The sequence below is a fragment of the Mycobacterium sp. NPDC050041 genome (assembly GCF_049541695.1).
Classification (GTDB): domain Bacteria; phylum Actinomycetota; class Actinomycetes; order Mycobacteriales; family Mycobacteriaceae; genus Mycobacterium.
This window is the reverse complement of sequence record NZ_JBMVDG010000003.1, coordinates 428,820-455,169: the sequence shown is the minus strand read 5'-3', so window position 1 is coordinate 455,169 and position 26,350 is coordinate 428,820. Positions and strand designations below refer to the sequence as shown.

25 protein-coding genes and 1 riboswitch are annotated in these 26,350 nt (G+C 69.3%); of the genes, 10 read left to right on the top strand and 15 right to left on the bottom strand.

Features of this window, described 5'->3' with window-relative positions; genetic code table 11:
* Positions 1 to 7: 7 nt before the first annotated feature.
* The 4 genes from ACPCHZ_RS12595 to ACPCHZ_RS12580 all read right to left on the bottom strand — a co-directional run bounded on the left by ACPCHZ_RS12595 (position 8) and on the right by ACPCHZ_RS12580 (position 4,261).
* Entirely contained in the window at positions 8 to 739 is a 732-nt protein-coding gene (locus ACPCHZ_RS12595) for a class I SAM-dependent methyltransferase (protein ID WP_423485051.1), read from the bottom strand.
* Complete coding sequence (gene metX, locus ACPCHZ_RS12590; RefSeq protein WP_423485050.1) at positions 736 to 1,857, bottom strand: homoserine O-acetyltransferase MetX; 1,122 nt, start codon at positions 1,855 to 1,857, stop codon at positions 736 to 738. Before metX ends, ACPCHZ_RS12595 begins: the two co-directional genes overlap by 4 nt.
* The gene (locus ACPCHZ_RS12585) at positions 1,854 to 3,170 is read right to left on the bottom strand and encodes a bifunctional o-acetylhomoserine/o-acetylserine sulfhydrylase (protein ID WP_423485049.1); all 1,317 of its coding nucleotides are present in this window, start codon (positions 3,168 to 3,170) and stop codon (positions 1,854 to 1,856) included. Before ACPCHZ_RS12585 ends, metX begins: the two co-directional genes overlap by 4 nt.
* A 44-nt stretch (positions 3,171 to 3,214) precedes the next feature.
* Positions 3,215 to 3,350, bottom strand: a riboswitch (SAM riboswitch).
* An 83-nt stretch (positions 3,351 to 3,433) separates the two neighbouring features.
* Positions 3,434 to 4,261, bottom strand: coding sequence for an alpha/beta fold hydrolase (locus tag ACPCHZ_RS12580; protein WP_423485048.1), 828 nt, complete (start codon positions 4,259 to 4,261; stop codon positions 3,434 to 3,436).
* 70 nt (positions 4,262 to 4,331) lie between these two features.
* Between ACPCHZ_RS12580 and ACPCHZ_RS12575 the strand changes: the two genes are divergently transcribed.
* The 4 genes from ACPCHZ_RS12575 to ACPCHZ_RS12560 all read left to right on the top strand — a co-directional run bounded on the left by ACPCHZ_RS12575 (position 4,332) and on the right by ACPCHZ_RS12560 (position 8,154).
* On the top strand, positions 4,332 to 5,129 hold the full coding sequence (locus tag ACPCHZ_RS12575; RefSeq protein ID WP_423485372.1) for an exodeoxyribonuclease III: 798 nt from the start codon (positions 4,332 to 4,334) through the stop codon (positions 5,127 to 5,129).
* A gap of 64 nt (positions 5,130 to 5,193) precedes the next feature.
* On the top strand, positions 5,194 to 6,210 hold the full coding sequence (gene trpS, locus ACPCHZ_RS12570; protein ID WP_423485371.1) for a tryptophan--tRNA ligase: 1,017 nt from the start codon (positions 5,194 to 5,196) through the stop codon (positions 6,208 to 6,210).
* Between the two features lie 20 nt (positions 6,211 to 6,230).
* Positions 6,231 to 7,253: an inner membrane protein YhjD gene (gene yhjD / locus ACPCHZ_RS12565; RefSeq protein WP_423485047.1), complete on the top strand. Its 1,023-nt coding sequence runs from the start codon at positions 6,231 to 6,233 to the stop codon at positions 7,251 to 7,253.
* Positions 7,254 to 7,281: 28 nt separating this feature from the next.
* Complete coding sequence (locus tag ACPCHZ_RS12560) at positions 7,282 to 8,154, top strand: NAD(P)H-dependent flavin oxidoreductase (protein WP_423485370.1); 873 nt, start codon at positions 7,282 to 7,284, stop codon at positions 8,152 to 8,154.
* Between the two features lie 13 nt (positions 8,155 to 8,167).
* Here the strand turns inward: ACPCHZ_RS12560 and ACPCHZ_RS12555 are convergent, their stop codons facing one another.
* From ACPCHZ_RS12555 to ACPCHZ_RS12545, 3 genes are read right to left on the bottom strand one after another with little or no spacing between them, the layout of a single operon-like run.
* The gene (locus tag ACPCHZ_RS12555; RefSeq protein ID WP_423485046.1) at positions 8,168 to 8,863 is read right to left on the bottom strand and encodes a TetR/AcrR family transcriptional regulator; all 696 of its coding nucleotides are present in this window, start codon (positions 8,861 to 8,863) and stop codon (positions 8,168 to 8,170) included.
* A 53-nt stretch (positions 8,864 to 8,916) separates the two neighbouring features.
* On the bottom strand, positions 8,917 to 9,720 hold the full coding sequence (locus ACPCHZ_RS12550; RefSeq protein ID WP_423485045.1) for a Fic family protein: 804 nt from the start codon (positions 9,718 to 9,720) through the stop codon (positions 8,917 to 8,919).
* Positions 9,721 to 9,736: 16 nt separating this feature from the next.
* The gene (locus ACPCHZ_RS12545) at positions 9,737 to 10,777 is read right to left on the bottom strand and encodes a putative nucleotidyltransferase substrate binding domain-containing protein (RefSeq protein ID WP_423485044.1); all 1,041 of its coding nucleotides are present in this window, start codon (positions 10,775 to 10,777) and stop codon (positions 9,737 to 9,739) included.
* Positions 10,778 to 10,902: 125 nt separating this feature from the next.
* Here ACPCHZ_RS12545 and ACPCHZ_RS12540 point away from each other — a divergent pair, with 125 nt between their 5' ends.
* Together ACPCHZ_RS12540 and ACPCHZ_RS12535 are read left to right on the top strand one after the other, a co-directional pair.
* A complete protein-coding gene (locus ACPCHZ_RS12540; protein ID WP_423485043.1) occupies positions 10,903 to 12,435 on the top strand; it encodes an amino acid permease in 1,533 nt (510 codons plus the stop codon).
* Between the two features lie 179 nt (positions 12,436 to 12,614).
* Positions 12,615 to 13,856: an agmatinase family protein gene (locus tag ACPCHZ_RS12535; protein WP_364972182.1), complete on the top strand. Its 1,242-nt coding sequence runs from the start codon at positions 12,615 to 12,617 to the stop codon at positions 13,854 to 13,856.
* 3 nt (positions 13,857 to 13,859) lie between these two features.
* Here the strand turns inward: ACPCHZ_RS12535 and ACPCHZ_RS12530 are convergent, their stop codons facing one another.
* The 4 genes from ACPCHZ_RS12530 to ACPCHZ_RS12515 form a co-directional block, all read right to left on the bottom strand.
* On the bottom strand, positions 13,860 to 15,098 hold the full coding sequence (locus tag ACPCHZ_RS12530; protein WP_423485042.1) for a D-alanyl-D-alanine carboxypeptidase family protein: 1,239 nt from the start codon (positions 15,096 to 15,098) through the stop codon (positions 13,860 to 13,862).
* Positions 15,099 to 15,245: 147 nt separating this feature from the next.
* On the bottom strand, positions 15,246 to 16,253 hold the full coding sequence (locus ACPCHZ_RS12525; protein WP_423485041.1) for an SMP-30/gluconolactonase/LRE family protein: 1,008 nt from the start codon (positions 16,251 to 16,253) through the stop codon (positions 15,246 to 15,248).
* Positions 16,254 to 16,264: 11 nt separating this feature from the next.
* Positions 16,265 to 17,650, bottom strand: coding sequence for an aspartate aminotransferase family protein (locus tag ACPCHZ_RS12520; protein WP_423485040.1), 1,386 nt, complete (start codon positions 17,648 to 17,650; stop codon positions 16,265 to 16,267).
* Positions 17,647 to 18,165 carry an Lrp/AsnC family transcriptional regulator gene (locus tag ACPCHZ_RS12515; RefSeq protein WP_364972172.1) on the bottom strand — a complete coding sequence of 173 codons (519 nt, stop codon included), beginning with the start codon at positions 18,163 to 18,165 and terminating at the stop codon, positions 17,647 to 17,649. Before ACPCHZ_RS12515 ends, ACPCHZ_RS12520 begins: the two co-directional genes overlap by 4 nt.
* A 122-nt stretch (positions 18,166 to 18,287) precedes the next feature.
* On the opposite strand from ACPCHZ_RS12515, the gene ACPCHZ_RS12510 reads away from it, so the two are divergent.
* Positions 18,288 to 19,775 carry a gamma-aminobutyraldehyde dehydrogenase gene (locus ACPCHZ_RS12510; protein ID WP_423485039.1) on the top strand — a complete coding sequence of 496 codons (1,488 nt, stop codon included), beginning with the start codon at positions 18,288 to 18,290 and terminating at the stop codon, positions 19,773 to 19,775.
* A gap of 6 nt (positions 19,776 to 19,781) precedes the next feature.
* On the opposite strand, the gene ACPCHZ_RS12505 is transcribed toward ACPCHZ_RS12510, so the two are convergent.
* The 3 genes from ACPCHZ_RS12505 to ACPCHZ_RS12495 all read right to left on the bottom strand — a co-directional run bounded on the left by ACPCHZ_RS12505 (position 19,782) and on the right by ACPCHZ_RS12495 (position 22,714).
* The gene (locus ACPCHZ_RS12505) at positions 19,782 to 20,639 is read right to left on the bottom strand and encodes a universal stress protein (RefSeq protein ID WP_423485038.1); all 858 of its coding nucleotides are present in this window, start codon (positions 20,637 to 20,639) and stop codon (positions 19,782 to 19,784) included.
* A gap of 28 nt (positions 20,640 to 20,667) precedes the next feature.
* Entirely contained in the window at positions 20,668 to 22,206 is a 1,539-nt protein-coding gene (locus ACPCHZ_RS12500) for an APC family permease (protein WP_423485037.1), read from the bottom strand.
* Positions 22,207 to 22,354: 148 nt separating this feature from the next.
* On the bottom strand, positions 22,355 to 22,714 hold the full coding sequence (locus ACPCHZ_RS12495; RefSeq protein ID WP_423485036.1) for an Rv2640c family ArsR-like transcriptional regulator: 360 nt from the start codon (positions 22,712 to 22,714) through the stop codon (positions 22,355 to 22,357).
* Positions 22,715 to 22,814: 100 nt separating this feature from the next.
* On the opposite strand from ACPCHZ_RS12495, the gene ACPCHZ_RS12490 reads away from it, so the two are divergent.
* Together ACPCHZ_RS12490 and ACPCHZ_RS12485 are read left to right on the top strand one after the other, a co-directional pair.
* Positions 22,815 to 23,300 (top strand): ArsI/CadI family heavy metal resistance metalloenzyme, encoded by a 486-nt coding sequence (locus ACPCHZ_RS12490; RefSeq protein WP_423485035.1) that lies wholly within the window; start codon positions 22,815 to 22,817, stop codon positions 23,298 to 23,300.
* 274 nt (positions 23,301 to 23,574) lie between these two features.
* Complete coding sequence (locus tag ACPCHZ_RS12485) at positions 23,575 to 24,486, top strand: sigma-70 family RNA polymerase sigma factor (protein ID WP_423485034.1); 912 nt, start codon at positions 23,575 to 23,577, stop codon at positions 24,484 to 24,486.
* On the opposite strand, the gene ACPCHZ_RS12480 is transcribed toward ACPCHZ_RS12485, so the two are convergent.
* Entirely contained in the window at positions 24,487 to 25,095 is a 609-nt protein-coding gene (locus tag ACPCHZ_RS12480; protein WP_423485033.1) for a carboxymuconolactone decarboxylase family protein, read from the bottom strand.
* Between the two features lie 88 nt (positions 25,096 to 25,183).
* Here ACPCHZ_RS12480 and ACPCHZ_RS12475 point away from each other — a divergent pair, with 88 nt between their 5' ends.
* A complete protein-coding gene (locus ACPCHZ_RS12475) occupies positions 25,184 to 26,320 on the top strand; it encodes an AI-2E family transporter (RefSeq protein ID WP_423485032.1) in 1,137 nt (378 codons plus the stop codon).
* Positions 26,321 to 26,350 lie beyond the last annotated feature (30 nt).

Here is a 26,350-nt window from a genome sequence, read left to right as displayed (position 1 = left end):
CGCCGAGTCAGCCCAACGTCGCCCTGATGCACACCGTCACGTACGGCAGTGCCAGCCCACTGGTGTTGGCCAGCGCCGGATGGGTGGCCAGCAGTTCACGCACCTGTTCGAGCGTGCGGGTGCGCACCTCCGCGGGCGAGGTGATGCAGTAACTGCGCGAGGCGACCAGGTCGATGAGGGCCTGGGGGGTGAGATAGTTCGTCCACTCGACCCGGCGACGCTCGACGCCGGTGAACGGCTCGGGCAGCGTGACCCTGTCGTTGAACGGGTCCTCCTCGTGGCCGGTGATCCGGCCCAGATCCTTGACCCAGCCCAGCCGTTCGTCCGCGGTGTTCCACACCAGCCCGAGACGCCCGCCGGGCCGCAGTACCCGGACGACCTCCTTGACCGCGCGCTGGGGATCGAACCAGTGCCAAGCCTGCGCCACGAGCACGGCGTCGACGCTGTCGTCGGGCAGCGGGATCTCCTCGGCGGTGCCGAGCAGGGCCGGGGTGTCCGGCAGCGCGGTGGAGAGCACCTCGAGCATCTCCGGGATCGGGTCGACGGCCACCACGCCGAGGCCGCGCTGCACCAGCCGCGTGGTGAGCTTGCCGGTGCCCGCGCCGAGGTCGAGGACGTCGCGCGCCCCCGACGGCAGCAGCCAGTCGATCGCCTCCGGCGGGTAGGACGGCCGGCCGCGCTCGTAGGCCGCCGCCTCCGCGCCGAACGACAGCGAACGGTCGTCGGCGTGTTCGCTCACCGCGCCGCCAGGTCCAGGGTGCGGCGGATCAGTGCGCCGACGGCCTCGGTCTCCACCAGGAAGCCGTCATGGCCGAAGCGGGATTCGACGATGTTCAGCCCCGCGCAGCCCGGCAGCAGTTCGGCGAGCTCCTGCTGCAGCCGCAACGGGTACAGCCGGTCAGAAGGGATGCCGCCGACCACCACCGGCACCCGGCAGCTCCGCAGCGCGGCGGCCACGCCGCCGCGGCCACGGCCGACGTCGTGGCTGGACAGCGCGTCGGTCAGCGTCACGTACGTGCCGGGGTCGAACCGCTCGACCAGCTTCGCGCCCTGGTATTCGAGGTAGCTCTGGATGGCGAACCGGCCCCCGGTGGTCGGGTCCTCGCTGCCCTGGGCGTCGTTGCCGAACCGCTCGTCGAGCTCCTGTTCGCCGCGGTACGTGAGGTGCGCGAACCGGCGGGCGATCTCCATCCCGGTGTGGGGGGTGCGCCCGGTGTGGTGGTAGTCGCCGCCCTGCCAGTCCGGGTCGGAGGTGATGGCCGCGACCTGGGTGCTCTGCGTGCCGATCTGGTCGGCGGTGGCGCGGGCGCCGACCGCCAGCACCAGGGCCGCCCGCACGCTGTCGGGATGGCCGACCGCCCACTCCAGCGCACGCGCGCCGCCCATGGAGCCGCCCACCACCGCGGCCACCTCGGTGATGCCGAGGGCAGCCAGCGCCGCGACGTCGGCCGCCACCTGGTCGCGCACGGTGATCGCGGGGAACCGCGACCCCCACGGCCGGCCGTCGGGGGCGGTCGTCGACGGTCCGGTCGACCCTTGGCAGCCACCGAGCACGTTCGTCGAGATCGCGCACCAGCGGTCGGTGTCGATCGGGGCGCCCGGGCCGGCCACGCCGTCCCACCAGCCGGCGGTCGGATGCCCCGGTCCGGCGGGGCCGGTGATGTGCGAATCGCCGGTGAGCGCGTGCAGCACCATCACGACGTTGTCGCGGTTCGGCGAGAGCTCGCCCCAGCGCTGCACGGCGATCTTCACGTCGTCGATCACGCCGCCGCTCTCCAGCGTCAGTGGACCGATCTCGACCACGCCGACATCGCCTTCGGCGGGCAGCGTCGCGGTGTTCACGTCAGAGATTGTCACTTGGCCGCCTTCGCCGCGGCGAAGCCCTGCTCGAGATCGGCAAGGATGTCGTCGATTCCCTCGATGCCGACGGCCAGGCGCACCAGGCCGGGGGTGACGCCGGAGGCGAGTTGCTCCTCGGGTGACAGCTGGGCGTGGGTCGTCGATGCCGGGTGGATCACCAGCGAGCGGACGTCGCCGATGTTGGCGACATGACTGTGCAGCGTCAGGGCGTTGACGAAGGCCTTGCCCGCGTCGACGCCACCGGCCAGCTCGAAGGCAAGCACGGCACCGGTTCCCTTGGGCGCCAGACGCTTCCCGAGGTCGTACCACGGCGAGGTGGGCAGCCCGGCGTAGTTCACCGACAGCACGTCGGCGTGCCCGACCAGGTGTTCGGCCACCTTCTGGGCGTTGGCGACATGGCGTTCCACACGCAGGCTCAGCGTCTCCAGGCCCTGCGCGATCAGGAAGGCGTTGAACGGGGCGGCCGCGGACCCGAGGTCGCGCAGCAGTTGCACACGCGCCTTGAGCGCGTAGGCCGGCGGGCCCAGTTCGGCGAAGACGACGCCGTGGTAGCTGGGGTCCGGGGTGGTGAAGCCGGGGAAGTTGCCGTTGGTCCAGTCGAACGTGCCGGAGTCGACGATCACACCGGCGATCGCGTTGCCGTGCCCGCCCAGGTACTTGGTGGCCGAATGCACCACGATGTCGGCGCCCTGGCTGATCGGCTGGATCAGGTAGGGCGTGGCGATGGTGTTGTCGACGATCAGCGGCACGCCGGCGTCGTGGGCGACACCCGATACGCCGGGGGTGTCGAGGATGTCGATCTGCGGGTTGGAGATGGTCTCGGCGAAGAAGGCCTTGGTGTTCGGCCGCACCGCCGCCCGCCACGACTCCAGGTCGTCGGGGTCAGCCACGAAGCTGACGTCGATGCCGAGCTTGGGCAGCGTGTAGTGGAAGAGGTTGTAGGTGCCGCCGTACAGGCGTGGGCTGGACACGATGTGGTCGCCCGCGTTGGCGATGTTGAGGATCGCGAACGTCTCGGCCGCCTGGCCGGAGGACAGGAACAGTGCCGCCACACCGCCCTCCAAGGCAGCGATGCGCTGCTCGACGACGTCCTGCGTGGGGTTCATGATGCGGGTGTAGATGTTGCCGGTCTCTGCGAGCCCGAACAGCGCCGCCGCGTGGTCGGTGTCGCGGAACGTGTACGACGTGGTCTGATAGATCGGCAGCGCCCGTGCGCTGGTGGCGCTGTCGGGCGTCTGTCCGGCGTGGACCTGCTTGGTCTCGAACGACCAGTGCGCCGTCGGGTCCTCGGTGATTTCGGGTGTGCTCATGGCGGTTCCAGGTCTCCCTGTCTGTCGGGGGGCCCGTACCTGCGGACCCGCGCTTGCCGTGTGGCCGACTGTGTTCGAAAAACCAGTCGGCTACTCAACCTGGTCGTCTCCCGGGGCACCCCACCGCGGTTGGAGGGTTGCCGGCCAGCAAGCCGGGGCTTGACGCTGGCGCTCATGACCGATCAGCAGCTTAACGCACGCCGCGCCGCGGCTGCCACCATGGCCGGGGGCAGGCGGCGCGGACGCGCGAGAAGCAGAACGAACTAGCCGGTGGCGCGCTGCCTGCCGACGTGGCCGTCGACGAAGCCGAGGATGACCTCGGCGATGCGATCGGGTGCCTCGAACATCGGGATGTGCCCGACGCCGTCGAGGTGGGTCACCTCGGTGCTCTCGGGCAGGTGCTCGGTGAAGTGACGGGTGAACCGGGGATGCGGCAGCACCCGGTCCTTCTCGCAGATCACCAGATGCGTCGGGGTCTTGCCCTCGGCGATCTCCAGCAGGCCGGGCAGCGTCAGCGACTTGACCAGCAGCTGGTAGTACGCCGGGCAGTGCGCGACGTCGTCGATGATCTCGGCGAGGTCCTCGTCGGACAGGCCGTCGGGCGTCCCGCTCACCGGCAGGTGGGTCAGATAGCGGGTGACCGGGAGTTTCAGCACGTGCTGACCCAGCACCAGCGTGGCCACCCACAGCGGCAGGCCGGCCAGGAACTTGCCGACGATCTCGAACTTCGCCGGGGTGAAGTGCCGCCACCCGCCCGCTGGCGCGATGCCGGTGAGCGTGCGGGCGCGGCCGCGTCGCTCCAGCTCGAACGCCACCCAGCCGCCCAGCGAATTGCCGACGACGTGCGCGGTGCCCCAGCCCAGTGCGTCCATCCTGCGCTCGACGTCGTCCGCCAGCGAGGCGCTGTCCAGGAAGAACGGCCCGCGCGGCACGCCGTTGTGGCCGAGCATGGTGGGCGCGAACACCTCGTAGCGGCCGGTGTCGGCGATCCGCGGGGCAACGCCCTTCCACACGTTCTGCGACATCATGAACGGGTGCAGCAGCAGCATCGGCTCGCCGGTGCCCAGGTGGATAGGTGCGCGTTCGGTCATGCTGCCGACACTAAAGGTGATACCGCGGGTACCGCAATATCGTCCGTTAGGGTCTGGCGCCGTGACCCGGCTGATCGTGAGCACCGTCAACGTCAACGGCATCCGTGCCGCGGTCCGGCAGCGCTCGCCCGAGAACCTGGGCCTGCTCGCCTGGCTGGCCGGCTCCGCCGCCGATGTGGTCTGCCTTCAGGAGACCCGCGCCGACGACGACCAGATGGCAAGCGCGCTGGCCCCCGCCCTGGCCGACGGCTGGCAGCTGGCCGCGGCGAGCCCGCACATCAAGGGCCGCAGCGGCGTCGCGGTGCTGTCCCGGCACCCGATCACCGCCGTGCGGCGGATGGAATCCGACGAGTTCGGCGAGCACGGCCGCTACATCGAGGTCGACACGGCTGGGGTGACCGTGGCCAGCGTCTACGTCCAGACCGGCGAGGCGGGCACCGAACGGCAGATGGAGAAGGAGCGGTTCATGGCCACGCTCGCGCAGCGAATGGCCGCGCTGGGCGCTGACGGCCGGGAGGCTGTGGTGTGCGGGGACTGGAACATCGCCCACACCGAGAACGACATCAAGAACTGGCGCGGCAACGTCAAGAAATCCGGCTTCCTGCCCGCCGAGCGGCAATGGCTGACCGACCTGCTCGATTCCGGCTGGGTGGACGTGGTGCGCGTGCTGCACCCCGATGTGCCCGGCCCGTACTCGTGGTGGTCCTGGCGGGGGCGGGCGTTCGACAACGACGCCGGGTGGCGGATCGACTACCAGCTGGCCGCCCGCCCGCTGGCGGCCAGGGCGCGGTCGGCCCGGGTCGAGCGGGCCGACGCCTATGCGCTGCGGTGGTCCGACCACGCGCCGGTGACCGTCGAGTACACCTGACAGGCGGCGAAAAGTCGTTGGCCGGCCATGAAAAGATCGGGTCATCATGAACTCTCCTGTCGAGATGCCGCCCCGGCAGCCCCGCGTGGTCTTCTCGGGCGTGCAGCCCACCTCGGACTCCCTGCACCTGGGTAACGCGCTGGGTGCGGTCAAGCACTGGGTCGGCATGCAGGACGACTTCGATGCGTTCTTCTGCGTGGTCGACCTGCACGCGATCACGGTCCCGCAGGATTCCGAGACGTTGCGGCGGCGCACGTTGGTGACCGCTGCGCAGTACCTGGCGCTGGGGATCGACCCGGCGCGCAGCACCATCTTCGTGCAGAGCCACGTGCCTGCGCACACCGAATTGGCATGGGTGCTCGGGTGTTTCACCGGCTTCGGGCAGGCTTCGCGGATGACGCAGTTCAAGGACAAATCGCAGAAGCAGGGCTCCGACGCCACCACGGTGGGCCTGTTCACCTATCCGGTGCTGATGGCCGCCGACGTGCTGCTCTACGACACCGACCTGGTGCCGGTGGGGGAGGACCAGCGCCAGCATCTCGAGCTCGCACGCGACGTGGCGCAGCGGTTCAACGCACAGTTCTCCGACACCTTCGTCATCCCGGACGTGCTGATCGCCAAGACCACCGCCAAGATCTACGACCTGCAGGAGCCGACGGCGAAGATGAGCAAGTCGGCGTCCACCGCCGCCGGACTGATCAGCCTGCTGGACGACCCGAAGGTGACGGCCAAGCGGATCCGGTCGGCGGTCACCGACAGCGAGCGTGAGATCCGGTTCGACCGCGAGGCCAAAGCCGGGGTGTCCAACCTGCTGACCATCCAGTCGGCGGTCACGGGCTCCGACATCGACGAACTCGTCGAGCAGTACCAGGGCCGCGGCTACGGCGACCTGAAGAAGGACACCGCCGAGGCGGTGGTCGAGTACGTCACCCCCATCCGCGACCGGGTCGACGAATTGCTCGGTGACACGACCGAACTCGAGGCGGTGCTCGCCGCCGGTGCCGAGCGGGCCAGGGAAGTGTCTGCGGCGACGCTCGAGCGGGTATACGACCGTCTGGGTTTCCTCAAGCGACCGCGCTGAGGCGCACACGGGAGGCTGGCATGACCGACGAGGCCAAGCCCGGCATCCTCGACCGGTTGCGCGCGCGCTACGGCTGGTTCGACCACGTGATGCGGGCACAGGATCGGTATCAGGAGTCGAAGGGCAACTTCTTCGCCGCGGGCATCACCTATTTCACGGTCTTCGCGCTGTTCCCGCTGCTGATGCTCGGCTTCTCCATCGCCGGCTTCGTGCTGTCCCGGCAGCCCGACGTGCTCGCCGGCATCCAGGACCGGATCAGGCAGACGGTGTCCGGCAGTCTCGGTCAGCAACTGGTCGAGCTGATGAACACGGCGATCGAGTCGCGCACCTCGCTGGGCCTCATCGGCCTGGCCACCGCCGCGTGGGCCGGTATCGGGTGGATGGCCAACCTGCGCGAGGCCTTGAGCGCGATGTGGCAACAGCACGGCGAGCAGGGCAACTTCATCGGCACCAAGGTGTCGGACCTGCTCGCGTTGCTCTCGGCGTTCGTGGCCATCGTGGTCACCGTGGCATTGACCGCACTGGGCGATCGGAGACTGATCGCGCGGGTGCTCGCCTGGCTCGGCATCGAGGGCATCCCCGGGCTGGACGTCGGTCTGCGCGTGGTGTCGATGCTCGTGGCGCTGGGCATCTCGTGGTTGTTGTTCACCTGGATGATCGCCAGGCTGCCCAGGGACAAGCTCACCTTCCGCAGCAGCGTCCGCGCCGGCCTGCTCGCGGCGATCGGCTTCGAGGTCTTCAAGCAGGTCGCGTCGCTCTACCTCAAGTCCGTTTTGACGGGTCCCGCCGGTGCGACGTTCGGGCCGGTGCTCGGGCTGATGGTGTTCGCCTACATCACGGCGCGGCTGATCCTGTTCTCCACCGCATGGGCCGCCACGTCGACCGACAACCTCGCCATCGCGCCGGTGAGCCCGCCCGACCCGGCCCAGATCACCACCCGGGTGCAGATCCGCGAAGGCGTCGGAGTCACCGGTGCCCTCGCCGCCGCAGCGGTGGGAGCCCTTGGCGCAGCCGGACTTTCACGCCTGCGTCGGCGTCGGTGACCGCCGCCCCGGATCGGTGTCACCACCCGTGTGGCTGACAACGCCATGGTCGCGCGCGACGAATCTGCGGGTGCCCGTCGTGAACGCCCCGATGGGCGGTGCGGCCGGCGGGAGGCTGGCCGCCGCGGTGTCCCGCGCGGGCGGGCTCGGCATGATCGGTATGGGCAGTTCGGCCTCGCCGGAGGAGTTGAGCGCGGAACTGCGGGAGGTGGCAGATCTCGGCCTGCCGTACGGCATCGGCCTTGTGCACTGGGTGATGGCCGCGCAGCCACGGCTCTTCGAGGTGGCGCTGGCCGCCCGTCCCGCCGTGCTGTCGGTCAGCTTCGGTGACGACTGGGCGTGGGTGGCGGCCGCGCACGCTGCCGGTGTGTGGGTCGCGACCCAGGTGGGCACCGTCGACGCGGCGCTGCGCGCGGTCGACGCAGGCGTCGACGTGCTGGTGGCCCGGGGCGCCGAAGGCGGTGGCCACGGCGAACCCCGGGTGGGGACACTGCCGCTGCTGACCGAAGTACTCGACCGGGTCGACGTGCCGGTGCTGGCCGCGGGCGGCATCGCGTCGGCACGGGGACTGGCCGCGGTGCTGGCGGCAGGGGCGTCAGGGGCGTGGATCGGCACGGTGTTCGCGACGTGCGCCGAGGCGTTGACGCCGCCGCAGGCGCGCGCCGCGCTGATTGCCGCCACCGGCGACGCGACCGTGGTGACCGACGAGTTCGACCGGGCACACGGATATGCCTGGCCGTCGACGATCCCGGAGCGGGTCCTGCGCGGCGCCGACGGCAGGCCCGTCCCCGTCAACGCCGGACAGGGGGTGGGCATGGTGACGGCCGCGCCCGGTGCCGCCACGCTGATCGAGCAACTGTGCTCGGGCGCGGAGACGCTGCTGCGCACCTGGTCGGATTAGAGGCGGGTCGGTGTCAGGAGCGGCCGGCGGCCCGGACGAGTTCAGGAACGTTGTGCCGCAACACCTTCCCGGTGCGCGCACGTAACGCGGAAGTGTCGTCCTCGGCGATGCCGAGGACGCGCATGCACGCGTCGGCCACGTGCAGGGGCAGTTGCTCACGCTGGGCGCCCGCGGGCATCGACCACACGTTGACCAGTGATTCCACCAGTCGGAACGGGAGGTCGGCGGCCGCCTCGTCGACACCGGTCTGCTCGATGACGGACCGGCTCAGCGCGAGGTAGTGCAGGCGCAGCCGCTCGCGGTCCGACCAGAAGGACTCGACCCGGGCGTCGCGCAGCTCGGGCAGCAGATACAGCGCGCCCAGGTTCCACCGGTTGGCGAGGAGTTTCTCACCGTCGAACGTCGCCAGGACGTGCAGGTGCTCCGTTGTGCTCAAGCCGGGTTCGAGGTCGCCGACGGTGGCGATGAACGACAGTGTCGGACCGACGGTCTGGTCCAGTAGCGCGCACAGGATCTCGTCCTTGGTCTTGAAGTAGTGGTACAGCGACGCCTGCCGGATTCCGACGGATTCCGCGATCGACCGGGTGGACGTGCCCGTGTAGCCGAGGGTGGTGAACAACTCGCCTGCGGCGTCGAGGATCTCGTCGCGGGGCGTGGTGCCGGGGCGCCGTTGGTCGCGGTGGCGGGGTCGTCCCCGGGCGAGCGGCATTACCCCATCGTGGACCATGGCGGCCGGATGTGCACCACGTCACCGCGCCGACGTCACCGCCGGCCGTCGTCCAGTGCGGGTCCGAGCAGGTAGAGAAACGGTCGGTGGCTGGCCCGGCCGTCGCGGCGGAACGGCATGCTGTCCTTCGCGGCCGCGTACCACTCGTCGCGGGTGATGCGACCCAGGTCGAGGCTCCGTCCGCAGCGCCGGGCCACGATCTGCAGCAGGGCGGCGCCGGTTCGTCCGTTGCCCTCACGGAACGGGTGAATCTGGTTGTAGTCGGCGTAGATTCGGGCCAGTGCGTAGGCCAGCCGCGAGGCGTCGGCGCCGTCGCAGGCCGCCGCTGCCTCACGCGCCGCGTCATGCACGGCTTCCATGCGCCCTGCGATCGAGGACCGCCACGCGAAGTGTTGTTCACCGCGCCGCAGTTCCGTCGTGCGGTATTCGCCGGCCCAGGAGTAGACGTCCCGGAACAGGTACCGGTGTATCACCCGCGCGTCGAGGTCGTCGACGTGTGGGTGGTCGGGTGGCGGGCGCAACCACAGGACCATCCGGCCCGCGGTGGCCACGAACTCCAGGTCGTCGAGCGTCTCGGCCGAGGTGACACCGAACTCGTTGCGCAACACCGTGGTCCCGGGAATGAAGTAGGGCACCGCGCGCCGTAGGCGGAATCTGCGGACGTCGGGCTGCGGCGGCGGGTACCGGTCGCGGAACCGCGCGAGGTAGTCGGTGAACGACACGTCCCCGCGGGCCAGCGCGTGCAGCGCCGCGACGTGCTCGTCGACCGGTTGCCACCCTTCCAGGCGGTGGGCCGCGATCGTCGCAGCGACGTCGGGTGCCGGTTGTGGGCTGGACATGCGGATCCGCGACCGGTCAGCGGAACGCCGACGTCGATGCGAGATAGGTCAGCTTCCGGCTGACCCCGCCCACCTCGCGCGCGACGCTGCGCAACGCGGCCCGTTCCTGCGGGGCCAGTTCGGACAGCGACACCACGTCCCCGACGGCGCGGCCTGCGACGAAACCGGCTGCCCGCGTGCGCCAGCGGAACCCCAGCAGCCAGTCGAAACAGTCCTTCAGCGTGGCCGCGTCGCCGGACTCGAGCACGCCGGCCGACGCCGCGTCGTCCAGCCGGAGCTGTGTCGACAACGCGCCGGAACCCGCCGAGAGGGCGGCCCACCGGGCGATCTTCACGACCGGGTCGATCGCCGCCATCTTGACGTCCACGCTGTCGGCGTTCCTTGCGAACACCCGCAGCCGCGACGGGACGGCGGCGCGCACGGCCGTGGCGTCCTGCAGCATCGCCTGACGCACCGGGTAGCTGCCCTCGGCGGCCGCCACGACCTGCGCCCGCAGCGCGTCGCCCGGCAGTGTCGCCGAACCGGGCAGCCCGGTGGAATCCGCCATCAGGCCGGTCATCACGACACCGCGGTCCCGGTGGGGTTCGGCCGACCAGTGTTCGATCCCGGCGGACCAACTGGCGGCGCGACGACAGAAGCGGGGTCTGCTGGCCATCACCCCGTTCGCGTCGCCGTGGATGCCGCAGCGCTCGAGCAACGCATGCACGTCGGCGGCGCGTGCCAGCGCAACGGCCTTGTCGTCGTCATCGACCGAATCGGCGAGCGCGACCATCGTCTCGACGTCCGAGTACGGCACCGCCTCGCCACGGGCCGCGCTGCCGGAAGCGAACCAGGTCCATGTCGACGGGCCGGCTGTCAGCCGGAGGGCGCCTGCCACGCCGTGAAGGAGAACCGCGGACCATGCAGCGGCCAGCTCGGGCACGCGCACGCGCCGCTCGGCGGCGATGACCTGCAGTGCGCGCTCGATGGCGTCGCGCAGTTCCGCCTCGTCGGCGGCCGCACCGATCCGGCCGAGCGCGCGCTCTACGTCATGCCCGTCCGAGAACACCGATGCCATGCCGACGATTGTCACCCTGCGGCCACCTGGTCACACAGCCGTGACATTCACGAAACGCCTGGAAAACGAACCTGACCTAATTTCTGTCGCATGACAGATAGTCGGCGGCACCCGGGTGGCGCGTCATGACTGCCACCTCCGATCCTTCGATCTCCTCGAAGGAGGACGCGTCGACGCTGGAGGAGCTGGGCTACACGCAGGAGCTGCACCGGGGCATCGGCGGTTACGCCGCGTTCGCGTCCGGCTTCTCCTTCGTCTCGATCCTGACCACGGTGTTCGCGTTCTTCCCGCTCGGCTTCGCCCTCGGCGGCCCGGCGTTCTTCTTCACCTGGCCGATCGTGTTCCTCTGCCAGTTCTGCGTCTGCCTGATCTTCGCCGAGCTCTCCGGGAAGTTCCCCGTCGCCGGCGCGATCTACCAGTGGTCGCGACGGCTGGCCGGTGATGCCGTCGGCTGGTTCGCGGGATGGTTCATGCTGGTCGGCTACATCGTGTCGATCGCGGCGCTGGCCATCGCGATGCAGACCGTGCTGCCCCCGATCTGGAGCGGATTCCAGGTGGTGGGGTCGGACATGGACCCGCTGTCGGTCGACGGCGCGACCAACGGGATCCTGCTCGGGGCCGTCACCATCGTGCTGTGCACCATCATCAGCGCCGCCGGTGTGCGGTTCATGGCACGCATCACCGTCACCGGGGTGACGCTGGAGATCATCGGTGTGGTGCTGATCGTCGGCGCGATGTTCCTGACCGCCGAACGCAACCCGGTACAGGCCGTGGCGGACACCGGGGGCCACGGCAGCGGCGTGAGCTATCTGCCCGCCTTCTTGGCGTCGATGCTGATGGCCGCGTACGTGATGTACGGCTTCGACAGTGCCGCCGAGCTCTCCGAGGAGACCAGGGATCCGCGCCGAACGGCGCCGAAGGCGATCGTCAACGCATTGCTGGTGTCGTTCCTCGGCGGCGGACTGATGATCCTCGCCGCACTGATGTCGGCTCCCACGCTCGGTGACGACCTGGCCGGCGGCGGCATGGCCTGGGTGATCGAGAGTCAGCTCGACACCTGGCTGGGCAAGACCCTGCTGGCCCTGGTCGCGGTGGCCATCTTCTCGGCCACGCTGGCCATCCAGGCCTCGGCGTCGCGGGTGATGTTCTCGATGGCCCGTGACAACCGGCTGCCGTTCGGCAAATTCCTGGCCAAGGTCAACAAGCGGACCGGCACCCCGGTGATCACCGGGATCGCGGTCAGCACCCTGGCGATCCTGGTGCTGCTGGTGAACCTCGGCCAGTCCAGTGTCTTCGCCGCGATCGCCTCGGTGTCGGTGGTGATCGTCTACCTGGCCTATCTGATGGTGACCGTGCCGGCCTTGATCCACCGCCTTCGCGGCACCAGCCTGTCCTACGGCAAGCCGATCATGGACCTCGGCAGGTGGGGCATCCCGGTGAACCTGATCGCGGTCGTGATGGGCGCCTTGCTGGTGGTGAACATCGGCTGGCCACGCCAGGAGGTCTACAACCCGGCGGGCGACTCGCTGTTCCTGCAGTACTTCGCGCTGATCTTCGTCGTGCTGACCCTCGTGGTCGGGTACGTGGCCTACCGCGTCGTCAAGGACCGTGAGGGCGCACCCACCCCCGCCGACGCACTGGTCGGGGAGAAGAAGTAGGGCGCACCGCCCGTCTCGTCATCCTGCCGTACATCGGTTCGCGCGCAACACATTCCGCGGAGGTCCCCGATCCCGGGACCGAAAGGCGGTAGCGTGAGCGCTCTCGACGAATCGCCGTCTGCCTATCGACGACCCGGCTGAACTGTCGATGGGAAACCTCGTGAGAAGGAGTCCACACCGTGGCTGAGCAGGACGACCCCGAAGCGCACACCCACGAGACGGGCGGACCCGCTCACCGGCACCGGAACGGCGGCGCGCCGCACACCCATTCGCACAGCGACGGATTCGCCGCAAGCCAGGGCCGCTGGGCCCAGGAAGCCGAAGCGCGCATCTCCTTGTTCCGGCACGACGAGGAGATCCAGCGCGGCCTCGCGTTCGGTCTGCAGGGTTCGCCGACCCTGGTGGACCGGAGCATCCCAACCTTCTCCCGCGGTGAACTGCCGCACTTCGCGGGAGAGCGTGGCACGTTCTTGAACTGCCCCTATCTCGAGGACGTGAACGACGTCAGCGACGCCGAGGTCGCGATCTTCGGCGCACCCCTGGACTCCGGCGCCACCTACCGGCCGGGCGCCCGCTTCGGCCCGCAGGGAATCCGCCGCTCGACCAACCTGTTCGGCACGTACTGCTACGAACTCGGCATCGATCTGCGCGAACAGCTCAACATGGTGGACATCGGCGACGTCTTCACCATTCCGGGCAACCTGGAGAAGTCGTTCGACCAGATCAGCCAGGCGATCTCACACGTCTACAGCCGCGGGGTGTTCCCCGTGGTGCTGGGCGGAGACCACTCGATCGGATACCCCACCATCCGCGGGATCGCGCCGCACGTCGACGGCAACATCGGCATCATCCACTTCGACCGCCACGTCGACACCCAGGAGACCGATCTCGACGAGCGCATGCACACGACGCCGTGGTTCCACGCGACGAACATCAAGAACGCGCCGGCGACCAATCTCGTGCAGGTGGGCATCGGCGGCTGGCAGGCGCCGCGAGCCGGGGTGAAGGTCGGCCGCGAACGCGGCACCACCGTCATCTCGATCGGTGACATCGAGCGGGTCGGGCTGGAGAAGGTCGTCGAACTCGCACTCGAGACGGCGTGGAAGGGCGCCAAGGCGGTGTACCTGTCCTTCGACATCGACGTCATCGACGCCGGTTTCGTACCGGGCACCGGCTGGCCGGAACCGGGTGGTCTGCTGCCGCGGGAGGCGATCAATCTGATCAGGATGATCTCCGCCGAGGGTCTCGCCGGCCTGGAGGTGGTGGAGTGCGCACCGCCCTACGACTGGGCCGAACAGACCGCGCTGATCAGCTCGCGGATCGTGCTCGACAGCCTCGCGATGCTGGTGGCCGAGGGCAAACTCGGTAAGCGGGCGGCCAAGAAGGACCGGCACGCCTGGGGCCCGCAGACCGATCTCTGAGGCCTATTGCGCCACTCGGCGATTCAGCGAGCGGGCGGCCATGATGAGGCCGAACACGATGATCGCCCCGACCACCCCGACGCCCACCCGCACGGGCATCGCGTCGGCCGGCGGCAGCACCGCGGCGGCCTGCGCTGCCGCGGCGGCGTCCGCCTTGACCTCCTGGGCCTGCGGGGTCCGCAGCGAGGGATCGGGCTCGACGAGGGTGCCGACCTTGGTGCCCTCGGGCACGGAGAATCCGTAGTCCAGCAGGTGCGCGGCCTGCTGCCAGGGCGCGATCGGCTGGCGGGTGCCGCGCATCAGCACCGCGACCAGCCTGCGGCCGTCCCGCTCGGCGGCGCCGACGAACGTCTGTCCCGCGTCGTCGGTGAAGCCGGTCTTGCCGCCCATCGCGCCCGGGTAGTTGACCAGCAGCTGGTTGTCGTTGACCACCTCGTAGGGGGTGCCGTCGCGGCCCGGGAACTGGAAGCTGCGGGTGGCGACTATGTCGGTGAACGTCGGGTTCTGCCAGGCGTAGCGGTAGAACAACCCGAGGTCGTAGGCCGACGTACTCATCCCCGGTGCGTCCAGACCGGACGGTGTGGCCACCCGGGTGTCGCGGCCGCCGAGCTGATCGGCGAGCACGTTGATCTTGCGCAGCGCCGCGTCCCAGCCGCCCAGCTGGCGGGCCAGCGCGTACGCGGCGTCGTTGCCGGAGTGCATGAGCAGGCCGTGCAGCAGGTCGTTGATCGTGTACACGCCGCCCTCGCCGACGCCCACCCGGGTGCCCTCGGCCGCGGCGTCGTCGGCGGTGCCCGGCACGGTCTTGTTGAGGTTGAGCTGGTCGATGGCGGCCATCGCGGTCAGCACCTTGATGACGCTGGCGGGCCGGTGTCTGCCGTGCGGGTCCTTCGCGGCGATGACGTCGCCGCTGTCGAGGTCGGCGACCACCCATGCCTCGGCCGAGATGTCGTTCGGCAGCGGCGGAGTGCCGCTCGCGGTGATGACGCCACAGCCCGACAGCCCGTCTCCGCCGGGAGTCTTGTCCGGGACCGCCAGCGGGGCGGGCGGCGCCTGACCGGGCTTGGGCTCTTCGGACGCGTCGATGGCGGGCGGGGTGGTCGCCCGGTACGGACACGTGATGGGCGCCGCGTCCGGCTGGGCGCCTGCGGCGGGCGCGCCGAGCAGTGCGGGCGCCGCGGCCACCGCCGCGACGGCCAGCAGCCCTGCGGCGCGGGTACAGAGGATGCGTGACTTTGCCATCGTCTGCGCAGATTAGGCGACCGGCGACCGCATTGTGCGGAGCCACGCTGTGACGGAAGTGAATGAAGTGACTCAGCCGGCGTGCCGAAACTGCGGTGAGATCGCAAATTCCGGCGAAATTGCGATCTGACCGCTGCTTCGGCGCCGTCAGAGCGACAGCTGACCGAGCGGGACGTGCGCGACGGCGGCCGACCCGATGCAGCCCAGCCAGAGCCGGTCACCGGCCTCGACCAGACCCGTCACCATGCCGAAGTCGGGATGGCCGGTACGCAGCCCGGCGACGGGTCTGCCGTCGTCCGGATCGAACGCCACCGCCCACACCTCGGGCTCGAGCTGGGGAGCGAACCGCTCGGGCAGCCGCCAGAGGAGTCGGCGCAGGATCGGCGGGCGGGGCGCCAGCCACTCGGCGGTGGTGTTGAGCGGCGAGACCATCGCGCACCAGATCCGGCCGTCGGCACCGGTGGACAGATTGTCGGGGTGTCCGGGCAGGCCCGTCACCAATGGCGTCACCTGACCCGCCTGCGGACCGGTGAGCCAGTACTTGGACAGCCGGCGGGCCAGCGTCTCGGCGAACACCAGCGCCGATCCGTCAGCGGTCGGGGTGACACCGTTGGTGAAATACAACCCGTCGAGCACGGTGCTGACCGTCCCGTCGGTGGACCGCCGGAACAGTCCGCCGCGCCCACGCGCCTCGAGCACCGCGCCCTTGAAGTGCTGATAGGTGAACGCGCTGGTCGACTCGGTGAAATAGATTGTGCCGTCCGCTGTTTCAGTGACGTTCGAGCAGAACTGCAGGTGCCGGCCGTCGATGTGCTCGACCAGCGGCTGCAGCACTCCGCTGCCCGGGTCGAGCGTGAGGAGGCCGCGCGGGCTGTCGCAGACGAGCACTCCGCCGTCGCGCGCGATCGCGAGCCCCAGCGGCCGGCCACCGGTGTCGGCGACCACGTCGGCCCGGCCGTCGGGATCGATCCGCAGGATCCGGCCGTCGTCCACCCCGGTCCACACCGCGCCGTCGGCGTCGACGACCACGTCCTCGGGGGCGTGGCCGGGTACCGGGACGACGGTCACTGCGGGAGCGGGTAATTCGGGCAGCGGTGTCACCGGCGGCGGCTGCCACCGCACCGGGTCGATCGGCGGCTTCCGTTCCGGCGACACCCGCCTACCTCCTAGAGTCGCCGGCTCGCCTCACCCAACACGCTGTGCAGGATGTCGTAGATCGCGTCGAATTCGGCCTGTCCGCTGATCAGCGGCGGCGCCAGCTGCACCACCGGGTCGCCACGGTCGTCGGCGCGGCAGTACAGGCCCGCCTCGAACAGCGCAGGCGTCAGGAAGCCGCGCAGCAGGCGCTCGGACTCCTCGTCGTTGAAGGTCTCCTTGGTCGCCTTGTCCTTGACGAGTTCGATGCCGTAGAAGTAGCCCTCGCCGCGGACGTCGCCGACGATCGGCAGGTCGTAGAGCCGCTCGAGCGTGGCGCGGAACGCCGGTGCGTTCTCCTTGACCCGGGCGTTGAGGCCTTCACGCTCGAAGATGTCCAGGTTGGCCATCGCGACGGCGGCCGAGACCGGGTGACCGCCGAACGTGTAACCGTGGGCGAAGGCGGTCTTGCCGTCGTTGAACGGCTCGAACAGCCGGTCGCTGGCGATCATCGCGCCGATCGGCGAGTAGCCGGAGGTCAGGCCCTTGGCGCAGGTGATGATGTCCGGCACGTAGTTGAAGTCGTCGCAGGCGAACATCGAGCCGATCCGGCCGTACGCGCAGATCACCTCGTCGGAGACCAGCAGTACGTCGTAGCGGTCGCAGATCTCGCGGACCCGCTCGAAGTAGCCCGGCGGCGGCGGGAAGCAGCCGCCGGCGTTCTGCACGGGTTCGAGGAACACCGCCGCGACGGTGTCGGGGCCCTCGAACTCGATGGCCTCGGCGATGCGGTCGGCGCAGTACTGGCCGAACGCCTTCTCGTCGTGCGCGTAGTTCGCCGGAGCGCGGTAGAAGTTGGTGTTCGGCGCGCGGAACCCGCCGGGGGTGAGCGGTTCGAACGGCGCCTTGAAGGCCGGGACACCGGTGATGGCCAGCGCGCCCTGCGGGGTGCCGTGGTAGGCCACCGCACGCGAAACCACCTTGTGCTTACCGGGTTTGCCGACCAGCTTGAAGTACTGCTTGGCCAGCTTCCACGCACTCTCGACGGCCTCGCCGCCACCGGTGGTGAAGAAGACGCGGTTGAGGTCGCCGGGTGCGTAGTTGGCCAGTCGCTCGGCGAGTTCGATCGCGGGGGGAGTGGCGTAGGACCACAGCGGGAAGAACGCCAGCTTCTCGGCCTGCTTGGCGGCGGCCTCGGCCAGTTCGGCGCGGCCGTGGCCAACCTGGACCACGAAAAGCCCGGACAGGCCGTCGATGTAGCTGCGGCCCTTGTCGTCCCAGATCGTGGTGCCCTCGCCGCGGGTGATGATCGGCGGGGAGATGTTTTCGCCGTGGCGGGCGAAGTGCCCCCACAGGTGCCTGCTGGCCTTCGCGGCCAGATCGGTGGTCACTGGTTCGGTGATATCGGTTGTTGTCATCGTGTACCCCAATTGTATTGCTGCTTAACAAGTTTCAAGTAGACAAGCGTTTCGGTGGATATCACTCCCGGCAGTGCGCGGATCTGGGTGTTGAGCAGGTCGAGCAGGTCGTCGTCGTCCTCGCAGACCACCTCGACGATGGCGTCGAAGGATCCGGCGGTGAGCACGACGTAGTCGACCTGTGCCATGCCCGCGAGCTTGTCGGCGATCTTGGTGGTGTCGCCGGTGCAGCGGATGCCGATCATCGCCTGGCGGGCGAAGCCCAGCTGCATCGGATCGGTGACGGCGACGATCTGCATGACGCCGGCGTCGACCATGCGCTGAACCCGCTGGCGCACGGCGGCCTCGGACAGGCCGACGGCCTTGCCGATTCCGGCATAAGAGCGCCTGCCGTCCTGCTGCAGCTTCTCGATGATGGCCTTGGACAGCTCGTCGAGCTGGAACGCGCCGGGCCGCGACGGGTTGACGCGCAAGCCGACGGGTGGGGTGACGGGTTGACCATCCGGATTGGTCATGCCAGTGATTGTGCACGGAATCCGTCGTTGCAGGCAACCAGACGTATGAAATCGATTGTTTCGAGCCTGCACGGCGGCTGGATTGCGTAGCCACGCGCGGGGCCGTCGGATAGCGTTGGCGCATGACCGTGGCGACGAACGTGGCAGGCAGCTGGATCGACGGGGCGGCGGTGGCGACCGGCGGCGACGGCCACCGGGTCATCGATCCGGCGAGCGGCCGGGTCGTCGCCGAGTACGCGCTGGCCACCCCCGGCGACGTCGACACGGCCGTCGCCTCCGCCCGTCGCGCGCTGACCGGCTGGGCCACCGCCACCCCCGCCGACCGGTCGGCGGTGCTCGCCCGGCTGGCGAAGCTGGCCGACGAGCACGCCGACGACCTCGTCGCCGAGGAGGTGAGTCAGACCGGCAAGCCGGTGCGGTTGGCCGCCGAGTTCGACGTCCCGGGCAGCGTCGACAACATCGACTTCTTCGCGGGCGCGGCGCGACATCTCGAGGGCAAGGCGACCGCGGAGTACTCCGGCGACCACACCTCAAGCATCCGGCGCGAGGCCATCGGCGTCGTCGCCACCATCACGCCGTGGAACTATCCGCTGCAGATGGCGGTGTGGAAGGTGCTGCCCGCGCTCGCCGCCGGGTGCGCGGTGGTGATCAAGCCCGCTGAGATCACCCCGCTGACCACGCTGACGCTGGCCCGGCTGGCCACCGAGGCCGGATTGCCCGCGGGTGTGCTCAACGTCGTCACCGGTGCGGGACACGACGTCGGCACCGCGCTGGCGGGTCACCGCGACGTCGACCTGGTGACGTTCACCGGGTCAACGCCGGTCGGCCGCAAGGTGATGGCCGCCGCCGCCGCGTACGGCCACCGCACCCAGCTCGAACTGGGCGGCAAGGCGCCGTTCGTGGTGTTCGACGACGCCGACCTCGACGCCGCGATCCAGGGTGCGGTGGCCGGCTCGCTGATCAACACCGGCCAGGACTGCACGGCCGCGACCCGGGCGATCGTGGCGCGCGACCTCTACGACGACTTCGTCGCCGGGGTCGCCGAGGTGATGAGCAAGATCGTCGTCGGCGACCCGCACGACCCCGACACCGACCTCGGTCCGCTGATCTCGATGGCACACCGCGCGAAGGTGGCCGGCATGGTCGAGCGGGCTCCCGGCCAGGGCGGGCGGATCGTCACCGGTGGCACCTCACCGGACCTGCCGGGTTCGTTCTACGCCCCGACGCTGATCGCCGACGTGGCCGAGGACTCCGAGGTGTACCGCGACGAGATCTTCGGGCCGGTGCTCACCGTGCGGCCGTTCACCGACGACGACGACGCGCTGCGGCAGGCCAACGACACCGACTACGGGCTCGCCGCCTCGGCGTGGACCCGCGACGTGTACCGCGCCCAGCGGGCGTCACGCGAAATTCAGGCCGGCTGCGTGTGGATCAACGACCACATCCCGATCATCAGCGAGATGCCGCACGGTGGCGTCGGCGCATCGGGGTTCGGCAAGGACATGAGCGACTACTCGCTCGAGGAGTACCTCACCGTCAAGCACGTGATGAGCGACATCACCGGGGTTGCCGAAAAGGATTGGCACCGCACGATCTTCACGCGGCGCTGACCACCGTCACTCGCGGGGCACCACGATCACAGGGACGTCGACGCCGGCCAGGATGCGGGCGGCCGTGGACCCCAGGAAGATCCGCCTCGGTGCGGCGAACCGGCTGGAACCGACGACGAGCAGGGCGCCGTCGTCCCACCTGAGCTTCTTGAGCGCGGACTCCAGGGTCATGCCCTCGGCGACGAGGGATTCGATCTCGGGTGCGTCGGGCAGGGCGCGCGCCGCGACGGCGAGGTTCTCCTCGGCGGCGGCGATCTGGAACTGCCGCACCTCCTTGACGCTCTCGGCCTCGGCGAGATTCTCCGCCGACACCAGCGACAACATGCGGATCGGCAGGCCGGCGGCGCTGGCCAGGGTGAGGGCGAACGGCAGCGGGTTGTCGTCGCCGGGCCGGGTGGGTACCGCCGCGGTGATGGCGGCGATGTCGTCGTCGGGATCCTCGGCGTAACCCCGCGGTGCGAGCGCCACCGGAATCGGCGAGGAATGCAGCAGCGCACCGGTGACCGGGCCGATGGTGTGGCCGCCGAAGAACCCGTCGCGCGCGCCGCCTACCACGATGAGGTCTGAGGACTTCTGCTCGGCGAACTGCAGCAGCGACTGGGCGAACGACTCGCCGACGGTGACCGCCGATCCGGCGCTGACACCCTTGGCGGCCAACGCATCCACCGCGCGCGACACCCACTCCTCGCCGCGCTCGACGAGCAACCGCTGGTACTCGCTGCGGCCCGGACTGCCGTCGGGCATCTCCTCGCGGACCACCAGCACCACGTCCACGGTGGCGTCGAAGGTCCTGGCGAGTGCGCTGGCAAGGGCGACACCGTCGTCGCCGGTGGGTGTGGCCAGATATCCGACTGTCAGATGCATGACTGGTCCTTCTCTCGAGGCGACGACATCAGAAGGTGTCGGGAACCTTGACTTCGGTGCTCGCGGTCAGCGTCTCACCGCGGAAGAACCGCTTGGTGCCGAATGCGAAACACGCCAGCATCAGGGGCACCCCGAGAGCCAGCATGCCGACGCCGAGGACGAACACGCCACCCACACCGCCGTACGCGGTCTCGCCGTAGTCCTCGGCGACCATGTCGATCGCACTCTTGACGAACGCCCACGTCATCGCCGCGGCGCCGAGCAGCGGGAAGATGCCGCGGAAGAACAGGTTCCGGGCCGAAGTGAACAGCGTCCGCCGGAAGTACCAGACGCAGGCGTAGGCGGTGATGCCGTAGTAGAACGCGACCGCAAGGCCAAGGGACGCGACGGAGTCCTGCAGTGCGTTCTGGCTGACGAACGACAGCACGAGGTAGAAGCACAGTGCCGCGACGCCCATCACCATGGTGCCGAACGCCGGGGTCATGTACCGGGGATGCACCCGGGCGAAGCGCTGCGGAATGGCCTCGTACACCGCCATCGACAGGGTCCCGCGCGCCGTCGGCAGGATCGTGGTCTGCGTCGAGGACAGTGCCGAGATCGACACGGTGAGCATCAACAGCGCGGACACCACGATCCCTGCCACCGGATCGCCGAGGATGGTCAGCACGTCGTCGGCGTTCTCCTCGTTCTTCAGGCCGATGCCCTCGGTGCCGAACCCGGCGAAGGACTGCACGGCGAAGGCGACGAGCACGTAGGTGCACACCAGGATCAGCGTGGTGATCACCGCGGCGATGCCCGGCGTCCGGCCCGGGTCCTTGGTTTCCTCGCCCACGGCCAGGCAGGCGTCCCAGCCCCAGTAGATGAAGATGCACAGGATGACCGCCGCGGCGATGGACGACGAGTCCAGACCGCCCGGCCACAGCCACGACAGCGACGGGCTGATGGCTTGCTCGCCCGCGTTGCCGGCGAACACCCGGACCAGTGCGACGACGCTGACACCCACCAGCACGACGAACTGGATTCCGATCAGCACGTTCTGAATGCGTTCGGAGAGAACGATTCCCCTGGCACTCACCGCCGTCATGGCGAGGATGAAGAAGCAGCCGAGCAGCACCTTGGCGGTCAGGCTGTCCGCAAGGGTGTTGAAGAAGTTGTCCTCCGCGCCGCCGGTGAGGGTGCCGAGGAAGCGGTACAGGTAGATGGCCGCCACCTCGGCGACGTTGGCCAGCACGATGATCGCCGACACCGCCAGACCCCACCCGCCGATCCAGCCGATCCACGGGCCGAACGCCTTGGTGCCCCAGGTGAAGGTCGTGCCGCAGTCAGGCGTGTCCTGGGACAACTCCTTGTAGGCGAAGGCGACCAACAGCATCGGGATGAACGCCAGCACGAACATCGCAGGCGCCTTGTCGCCGACCGCCAGCACCACGAACCCGAGCGTCGCGGCCAGGCTGTACGCCGGTGCGACGGCGCCGAGGCCGATGACGATGTTGCCGACCAGGCCAAGGGCCCCCGCCTGCAGCCCCTTGTCGCCGACAGCCGAGGTCGGCGGTTCCTTGATTGCCATGCCGGAAAATATACGGTTCCGGTGGTGTACGCGGGTCGATACAACGGATTAGTTTTCTTCCGAGTAACACAGCGACGGAATCGGTTGCCTAAGCCACGTTGTCTCGCGTGAATCGACTGTGCAGGCCTCGTTGCGCCGCGGATTTCCGCTACGTGCAGCAGGAGGGATCGAGCACGACGCAGAGTGCTTGCAGCGCTTCGGGTTTGACTCGATGAAAGACGTTCATGCCGCGTCGGTCGGACTCGACCAGACCCGCTTTGCGTAATTGGCCGAGGTGGTGACTGACGGTGGATTCGCTGAGGTCGAGAACGGCGGCGAGGCTGCCGCTCGTCTGCTCGCCGGCATCGGAGCTGAACAGGTGCGACATGATCTTCACCCGCATCGGGTCCGCGATCGCCTTGAGTCGCATCGCGACGGCGAGGGCGTCCTCGTCGCTGATCGGGCCTGCCGCCACCGGGGCGCAGCACACCGGGGCCGACATGTCGATGACGGGCAGCGCCTTGGGCATGCGGCCATCATGCCATCTGTCTTGACATATATCAAAAAGGTGGCATTCTGAGTCCGACGCGTCAGTTCGATATATGTCTCATCCGTAATGGAGGTTCATCATGTCCCGTGTCCAATTGGCCCTCAACGTCGACGACCTCGACGAGGCGATCACGTTCTACTCCAAGTTGTTCGGCACCACCCCGGCGAAGGTGAAGCCGGGCTACGCCAACTTCGCGGTCACCGAGCCGGCACTGAAGCTGGTGCTGCTGGAGAACCCCGGCAAGGGCGGCACCATCAACCACCTCGGCGTGGAGGTCGCGTCGAGCGAGCAGGTGCACGCCGAGATCGCCCGGCTGACCCACGAGGGTCTGTTCACCGACGAGGAGATCGGCACCACGTGTTGCTTCGCAACCCAGGACAAGGTCTGGGTGACCGGACCGGCCGGGGAGCAGTGGGAGGTCTACACCGTGCTGGCCGACTCCGACACCTTCGGCACCAGCCCGCAACAGCTCGACGAGTCGGGCGAGGCGCAGGGCGGGGTGTGCTGCGGCGGCTCCGCTGAGTCCGGGGCGGCAGAGCCGGCCAGCGCCGAATCCTGCTGCTGAGCCCGAGTAGACCCGGGCCGCTCACCGTCGGAGATCTCCACCGCCGCGGCCTCGCCGACCGCGGCGGTGAGAGTCGCGACGCACGACGGCGAAACACATCCGGTCCGTCGGTCCGGTATCCGGAGCGTCACCCACCCGACCACCGGTCCGAAGCACACGATCGCAGAACCGTCCATCGTCGTTCGCCGCCATGGGTCGAAGCATCGCGTCTGCCGTTGCACCTGGCGTGAGTAGTCCACTACCCGACCGCGGCCCGCCGACCTACCCTTGGGTCGTGACCACCGCCGAGCGCACCCTGGACTTCGAGCAGGCACGCCCGCACCTGCTCTCGGTGGCCTACCGGTTGACCGGCTCCGTGGCCGACGCCGAGGACGCGGTGCAGGACGCGTGGCTGCGATGGGATGCGCTGGGCGACGGCCGCGCCCGCATCGCCGACCCACGCGCCTGGCTGACGACGGTGGTCAGCCGCATCGGCCTCGACCGCCTGCGCTCGGCAGCCCGGCGGCGGGAGACCTACGTCGGCGAATGGCTGCCGGAACCGGTCGTGACCGGCGTCGGCGACAGCGACCCGCTCGCCGCGGTGGTCGCCGCCGAGGACGCGCGATTCGCGGCGATGGTGGTGCTGGAACGGCTGACACCCGACCAGCGCGTCGCTTTCGTGCTGCACGACGGATTCTCGCTGCCGTTCGGTGAGATCGCCGCGGTGCTCGGGACCACCGAGGCCTCGGCTCGCCAACTCGGCTCGCGGGCACGGCGAATCGTCGCCGATGCGCAGGCACCGGCCCGCGACCCGTCCCACGACGAGGTGGTGGGGAAGTTGATGGCGGCCATGGCGTCGGGTGACATGGCCGCCGTCGTCGAGCTGCTGCATCCCGACGTCACCTTCACCGGCGACTCGAACCGCAAGGCGCCCACCGCCGCCCGCGTCATCCACGGCGCCGACAAGGTCGCCCGGTTCATCTTCGGGCTGGCCCGCCGCTACGGTCCGCGGTTCTTCGAGGCGGGGCAGGTCGCACTCGTCAACGGTGAGATCGGGCTCTACACCGCGGGTCTGGCCGCCGACGGTGAATGGCCGGAGATGGCGCCCCACATCCAGGCGGTCACCGTCCGCGACGGGAAGGTCTGCGCCATCTGGGATGTCGCGAACCCCGACAAGTTCACCGGCTCTCCGCTTCGATCCCAGTGACTACTGATCCGGTGTAGTGCTCTCCGTCGCCCACGGCACCCGGCACGCGTCACCGGAGCTGAAGCCCTGCTCGGTGATCCCCAGCGCCGAGTACATGCGGGCGCGCATGTTCTCCACCCCGATCTGGTAGGTCAATTCGATCACCCCGTCGTCGCCGAAGCGTTGCCGCAGATCGGCCACCTGCTCGTCGGTGATGGTGTGCGGATCGGTGGTCATCGCGTCGGCGTACGCGATCGCGGCTCGCTCGTCGTCGGTGTAGCGCGGGGACGTCGCGTAGTCGTCGATCTCCTTGAGCCGGTCGACGTCGAGTCCGTCGAGGCGCTGCAGCATGGCCCCGAAGTCCACACACCACGAGCAGCCCACGGTGCGCGCCGCCCAGAACACGGCCAGTTCGCGGACGCTGGAAGGCAGCTTCTTCGATCCGGACTGCAGCATGCCCTCGTGGACGAGGTTGGCCAGCATCAGCCGCGGGTGGTGGGCGGCGACGGCGAAGGGCTCGGGCACCTCGCCGAAGCGGCGCCTGGCCGTCCGGTACATCAGCTTGGTCAGCAGTGACGCGCGCTCGGGGGTGACGGGTTCGATGCGTGATGTCGAATGATTCGTGGTCATACCCATCAGACGAGACAGCCCGCCGGAGTGTGACAGGGAATTCGGCCATCGAGTACTCGGATCGGCCGTTGGCGGGTAGAAGTCAGGGGTGACTGACAACGCGACGGCGCTGCCAAGCCGTGGGTCGATCTACCGCGAGCACCTGCGATCGACCGCGGTGGTCGCGATTCAGCTCGTCGCCGTGGCCGCGGCGCTGTGGGGTCTGGCGTGGGTGGTCGGCAAGACATGGGTGGTTCTTCTCCCCGTCTTACTGGCCCTGATCGTGTGCACCGTGCTGTGGCCACCGGTGCGCTTGCTGCGGAACAGGGGAGTGCCCCCGGCGGCGGCGGTCGCGGTGGTCCTGCTGATCGCCATGGGCGTGATCGCCGGTGTGGTCGCCGCGGTGGCCCCGGCGATCGTCGAGCAGTCCACGGAGCTGGCCGAGCAGGCCTCGGCCGGCGTGGTGAAAATACAGGACTGGCTCGGTGGACCGCCGCTGAACATCAGTGAGGCGCAACTCAACTCGGCTGTCGCCGCCGTCACCGACCGGCTGAACTCGAGTAGCGCGCAGATTGCGTCGGGCGTGTTCACCGGCGTCGGCGCCGCCACGTCGGCCCTGGTGACCGTGTTCACCACGCTCGTGGTGACATTCTTCCTGCTCAAGGACGGGCCACGTTTCATCCCATGGCTGCGGGGCATCGTCGGCAAGCCGGCCGCACCCCATCTGGCGGAGATCCTGGAACGGGTCTGGACGAGCCTCGGCGGATTCATCCGGACCCAGGCGCTGGTGAGCCTCGTCGACGCGGTGCTCATCGGGATCGGGCTGGTGATCGTCGGCGTTCCGCTGGCCTATGCGCTGGCGATCATCACGTTCATCGGCGGCTTCGTGCCGATCGTCGGCGCCTTCGTCGCCGGTGGCCTCGCCGTGCTCATCGCGCTGGTCTCCAACGGACCGGTCGATGCGCTCATCGTGCTGGGCATCATCCTGGCCGTGCAGCAGTTCGAGGGCAACGTGCTGCAGCCGTGGTTGCAGTCGAAGTCGATGAAGCTGCACGCGGTGATCGTGCTGCTGGCGGTGACGCTGGGCGCTTCGACGTTCGGGGTGGTCGGCGCGTTCCTGGCCGTGCCGGTGGCCGCCACGGTGGCGGTGATCATCCGTTACTACGGCGAACAGGTGGGCAGGCAGGCCGGCGAGGACCCGCCCGAACCGCAGCCCGAACCCGAGCCGGAAGGCGCTGAGTCCTGACTTTCGAGCGCCGAACGTGAGCTCGTGCGC

Coding starts and splice junctions, on each gene's coding strand:
- ACPCHZ_RS12530 (WP_423485042.1), bottom strand. CDS start 15,098: ATGGCAAAGTCACGCATCCTCTGTACCCGCGCCGCAGGGCTGCTGGCC.
- ACPCHZ_RS12515 (WP_364972172.1), bottom strand. CDS start 18,165: ATGACCAATCCGGATGGTCAACCCGTCACCCCACCCGTCGGCTTGCGC.
- ACPCHZ_RS12480 (WP_423485033.1), bottom strand. CDS start 25,095: ATGACCACGAATCATTCGACATCACGCATCGAACCCGTCACCCCCGAG.
- ACPCHZ_RS12540 (WP_423485043.1), top strand. CDS start 10,903: ATGACTGCCACCTCCGATCCTTCGATCTCCTCGAAGGAGGACGCGTCG.
- ACPCHZ_RS12550 (WP_423485045.1), bottom strand. CDS start 9,720: ATGTCCAGCCCACAACCGGCACCCGACGTCGCTGCGACGATCGCGGCC.
- ACPCHZ_RS12520 (WP_423485040.1), bottom strand. CDS start 17,650: ATGACAACAACCGATATCACCGAACCAGTGACCACCGATCTGGCCGCG.
- ACPCHZ_RS12490 (WP_423485035.1), top strand. CDS start 22,815: ATGTCCCGTGTCCAATTGGCCCTCAACGTCGACGACCTCGACGAGGCG.
- ACPCHZ_RS12495 (WP_423485036.1), bottom strand. CDS start 22,714: ATGCCCAAGGCGCTGCCCGTCATCGACATGTCGGCCCCGGTGTGCTGC.
- ACPCHZ_RS12585 (WP_423485049.1), bottom strand. CDS start 3,170: ATGAGCACACCCGAAATCACCGAGGACCCGACGGCGCACTGGTCGTTC.
- yhjD (WP_423485047.1), top strand. CDS start 6,231: ATGACCGACGAGGCCAAGCCCGGCATCCTCGACCGGTTGCGCGCGCGC.
- ACPCHZ_RS12510 (WP_423485039.1), top strand. CDS start 18,288: ATGACCGTGGCGACGAACGTGGCAGGCAGCTGGATCGACGGGGCGGCG.
- ACPCHZ_RS12580 (WP_423485048.1), bottom strand. CDS start 4,261: ATGACCGAACGCGCACCTATCCACCTGGGCACCGGCGAGCCGATGCTG.
- ACPCHZ_RS12545 (WP_423485044.1), bottom strand. CDS start 10,777: ATGGCATCGGTGTTCTCGGACGGGCATGACGTAGAGCGCGCGCTCGGC.
- ACPCHZ_RS12500 (WP_423485037.1), bottom strand. CDS start 22,206: ATGGCAATCAAGGAACCGCCGACCTCGGCTGTCGGCGACAAGGGGCTG.
- ACPCHZ_RS12555 (WP_423485046.1), bottom strand. CDS start 8,863: ATGCCGCTCGCCCGGGGACGACCCCGCCACCGCGACCAACGGCGCCCC.
- ACPCHZ_RS12505 (WP_423485038.1), bottom strand. CDS start 20,639: ATGCATCTGACAGTCGGATATCTGGCCACACCCACCGGCGACGACGGT.
- trpS (WP_423485371.1), top strand. CDS start 5,194: ATGCCGCCCCGGCAGCCCCGCGTGGTCTTCTCGGGCGTGCAGCCCACC.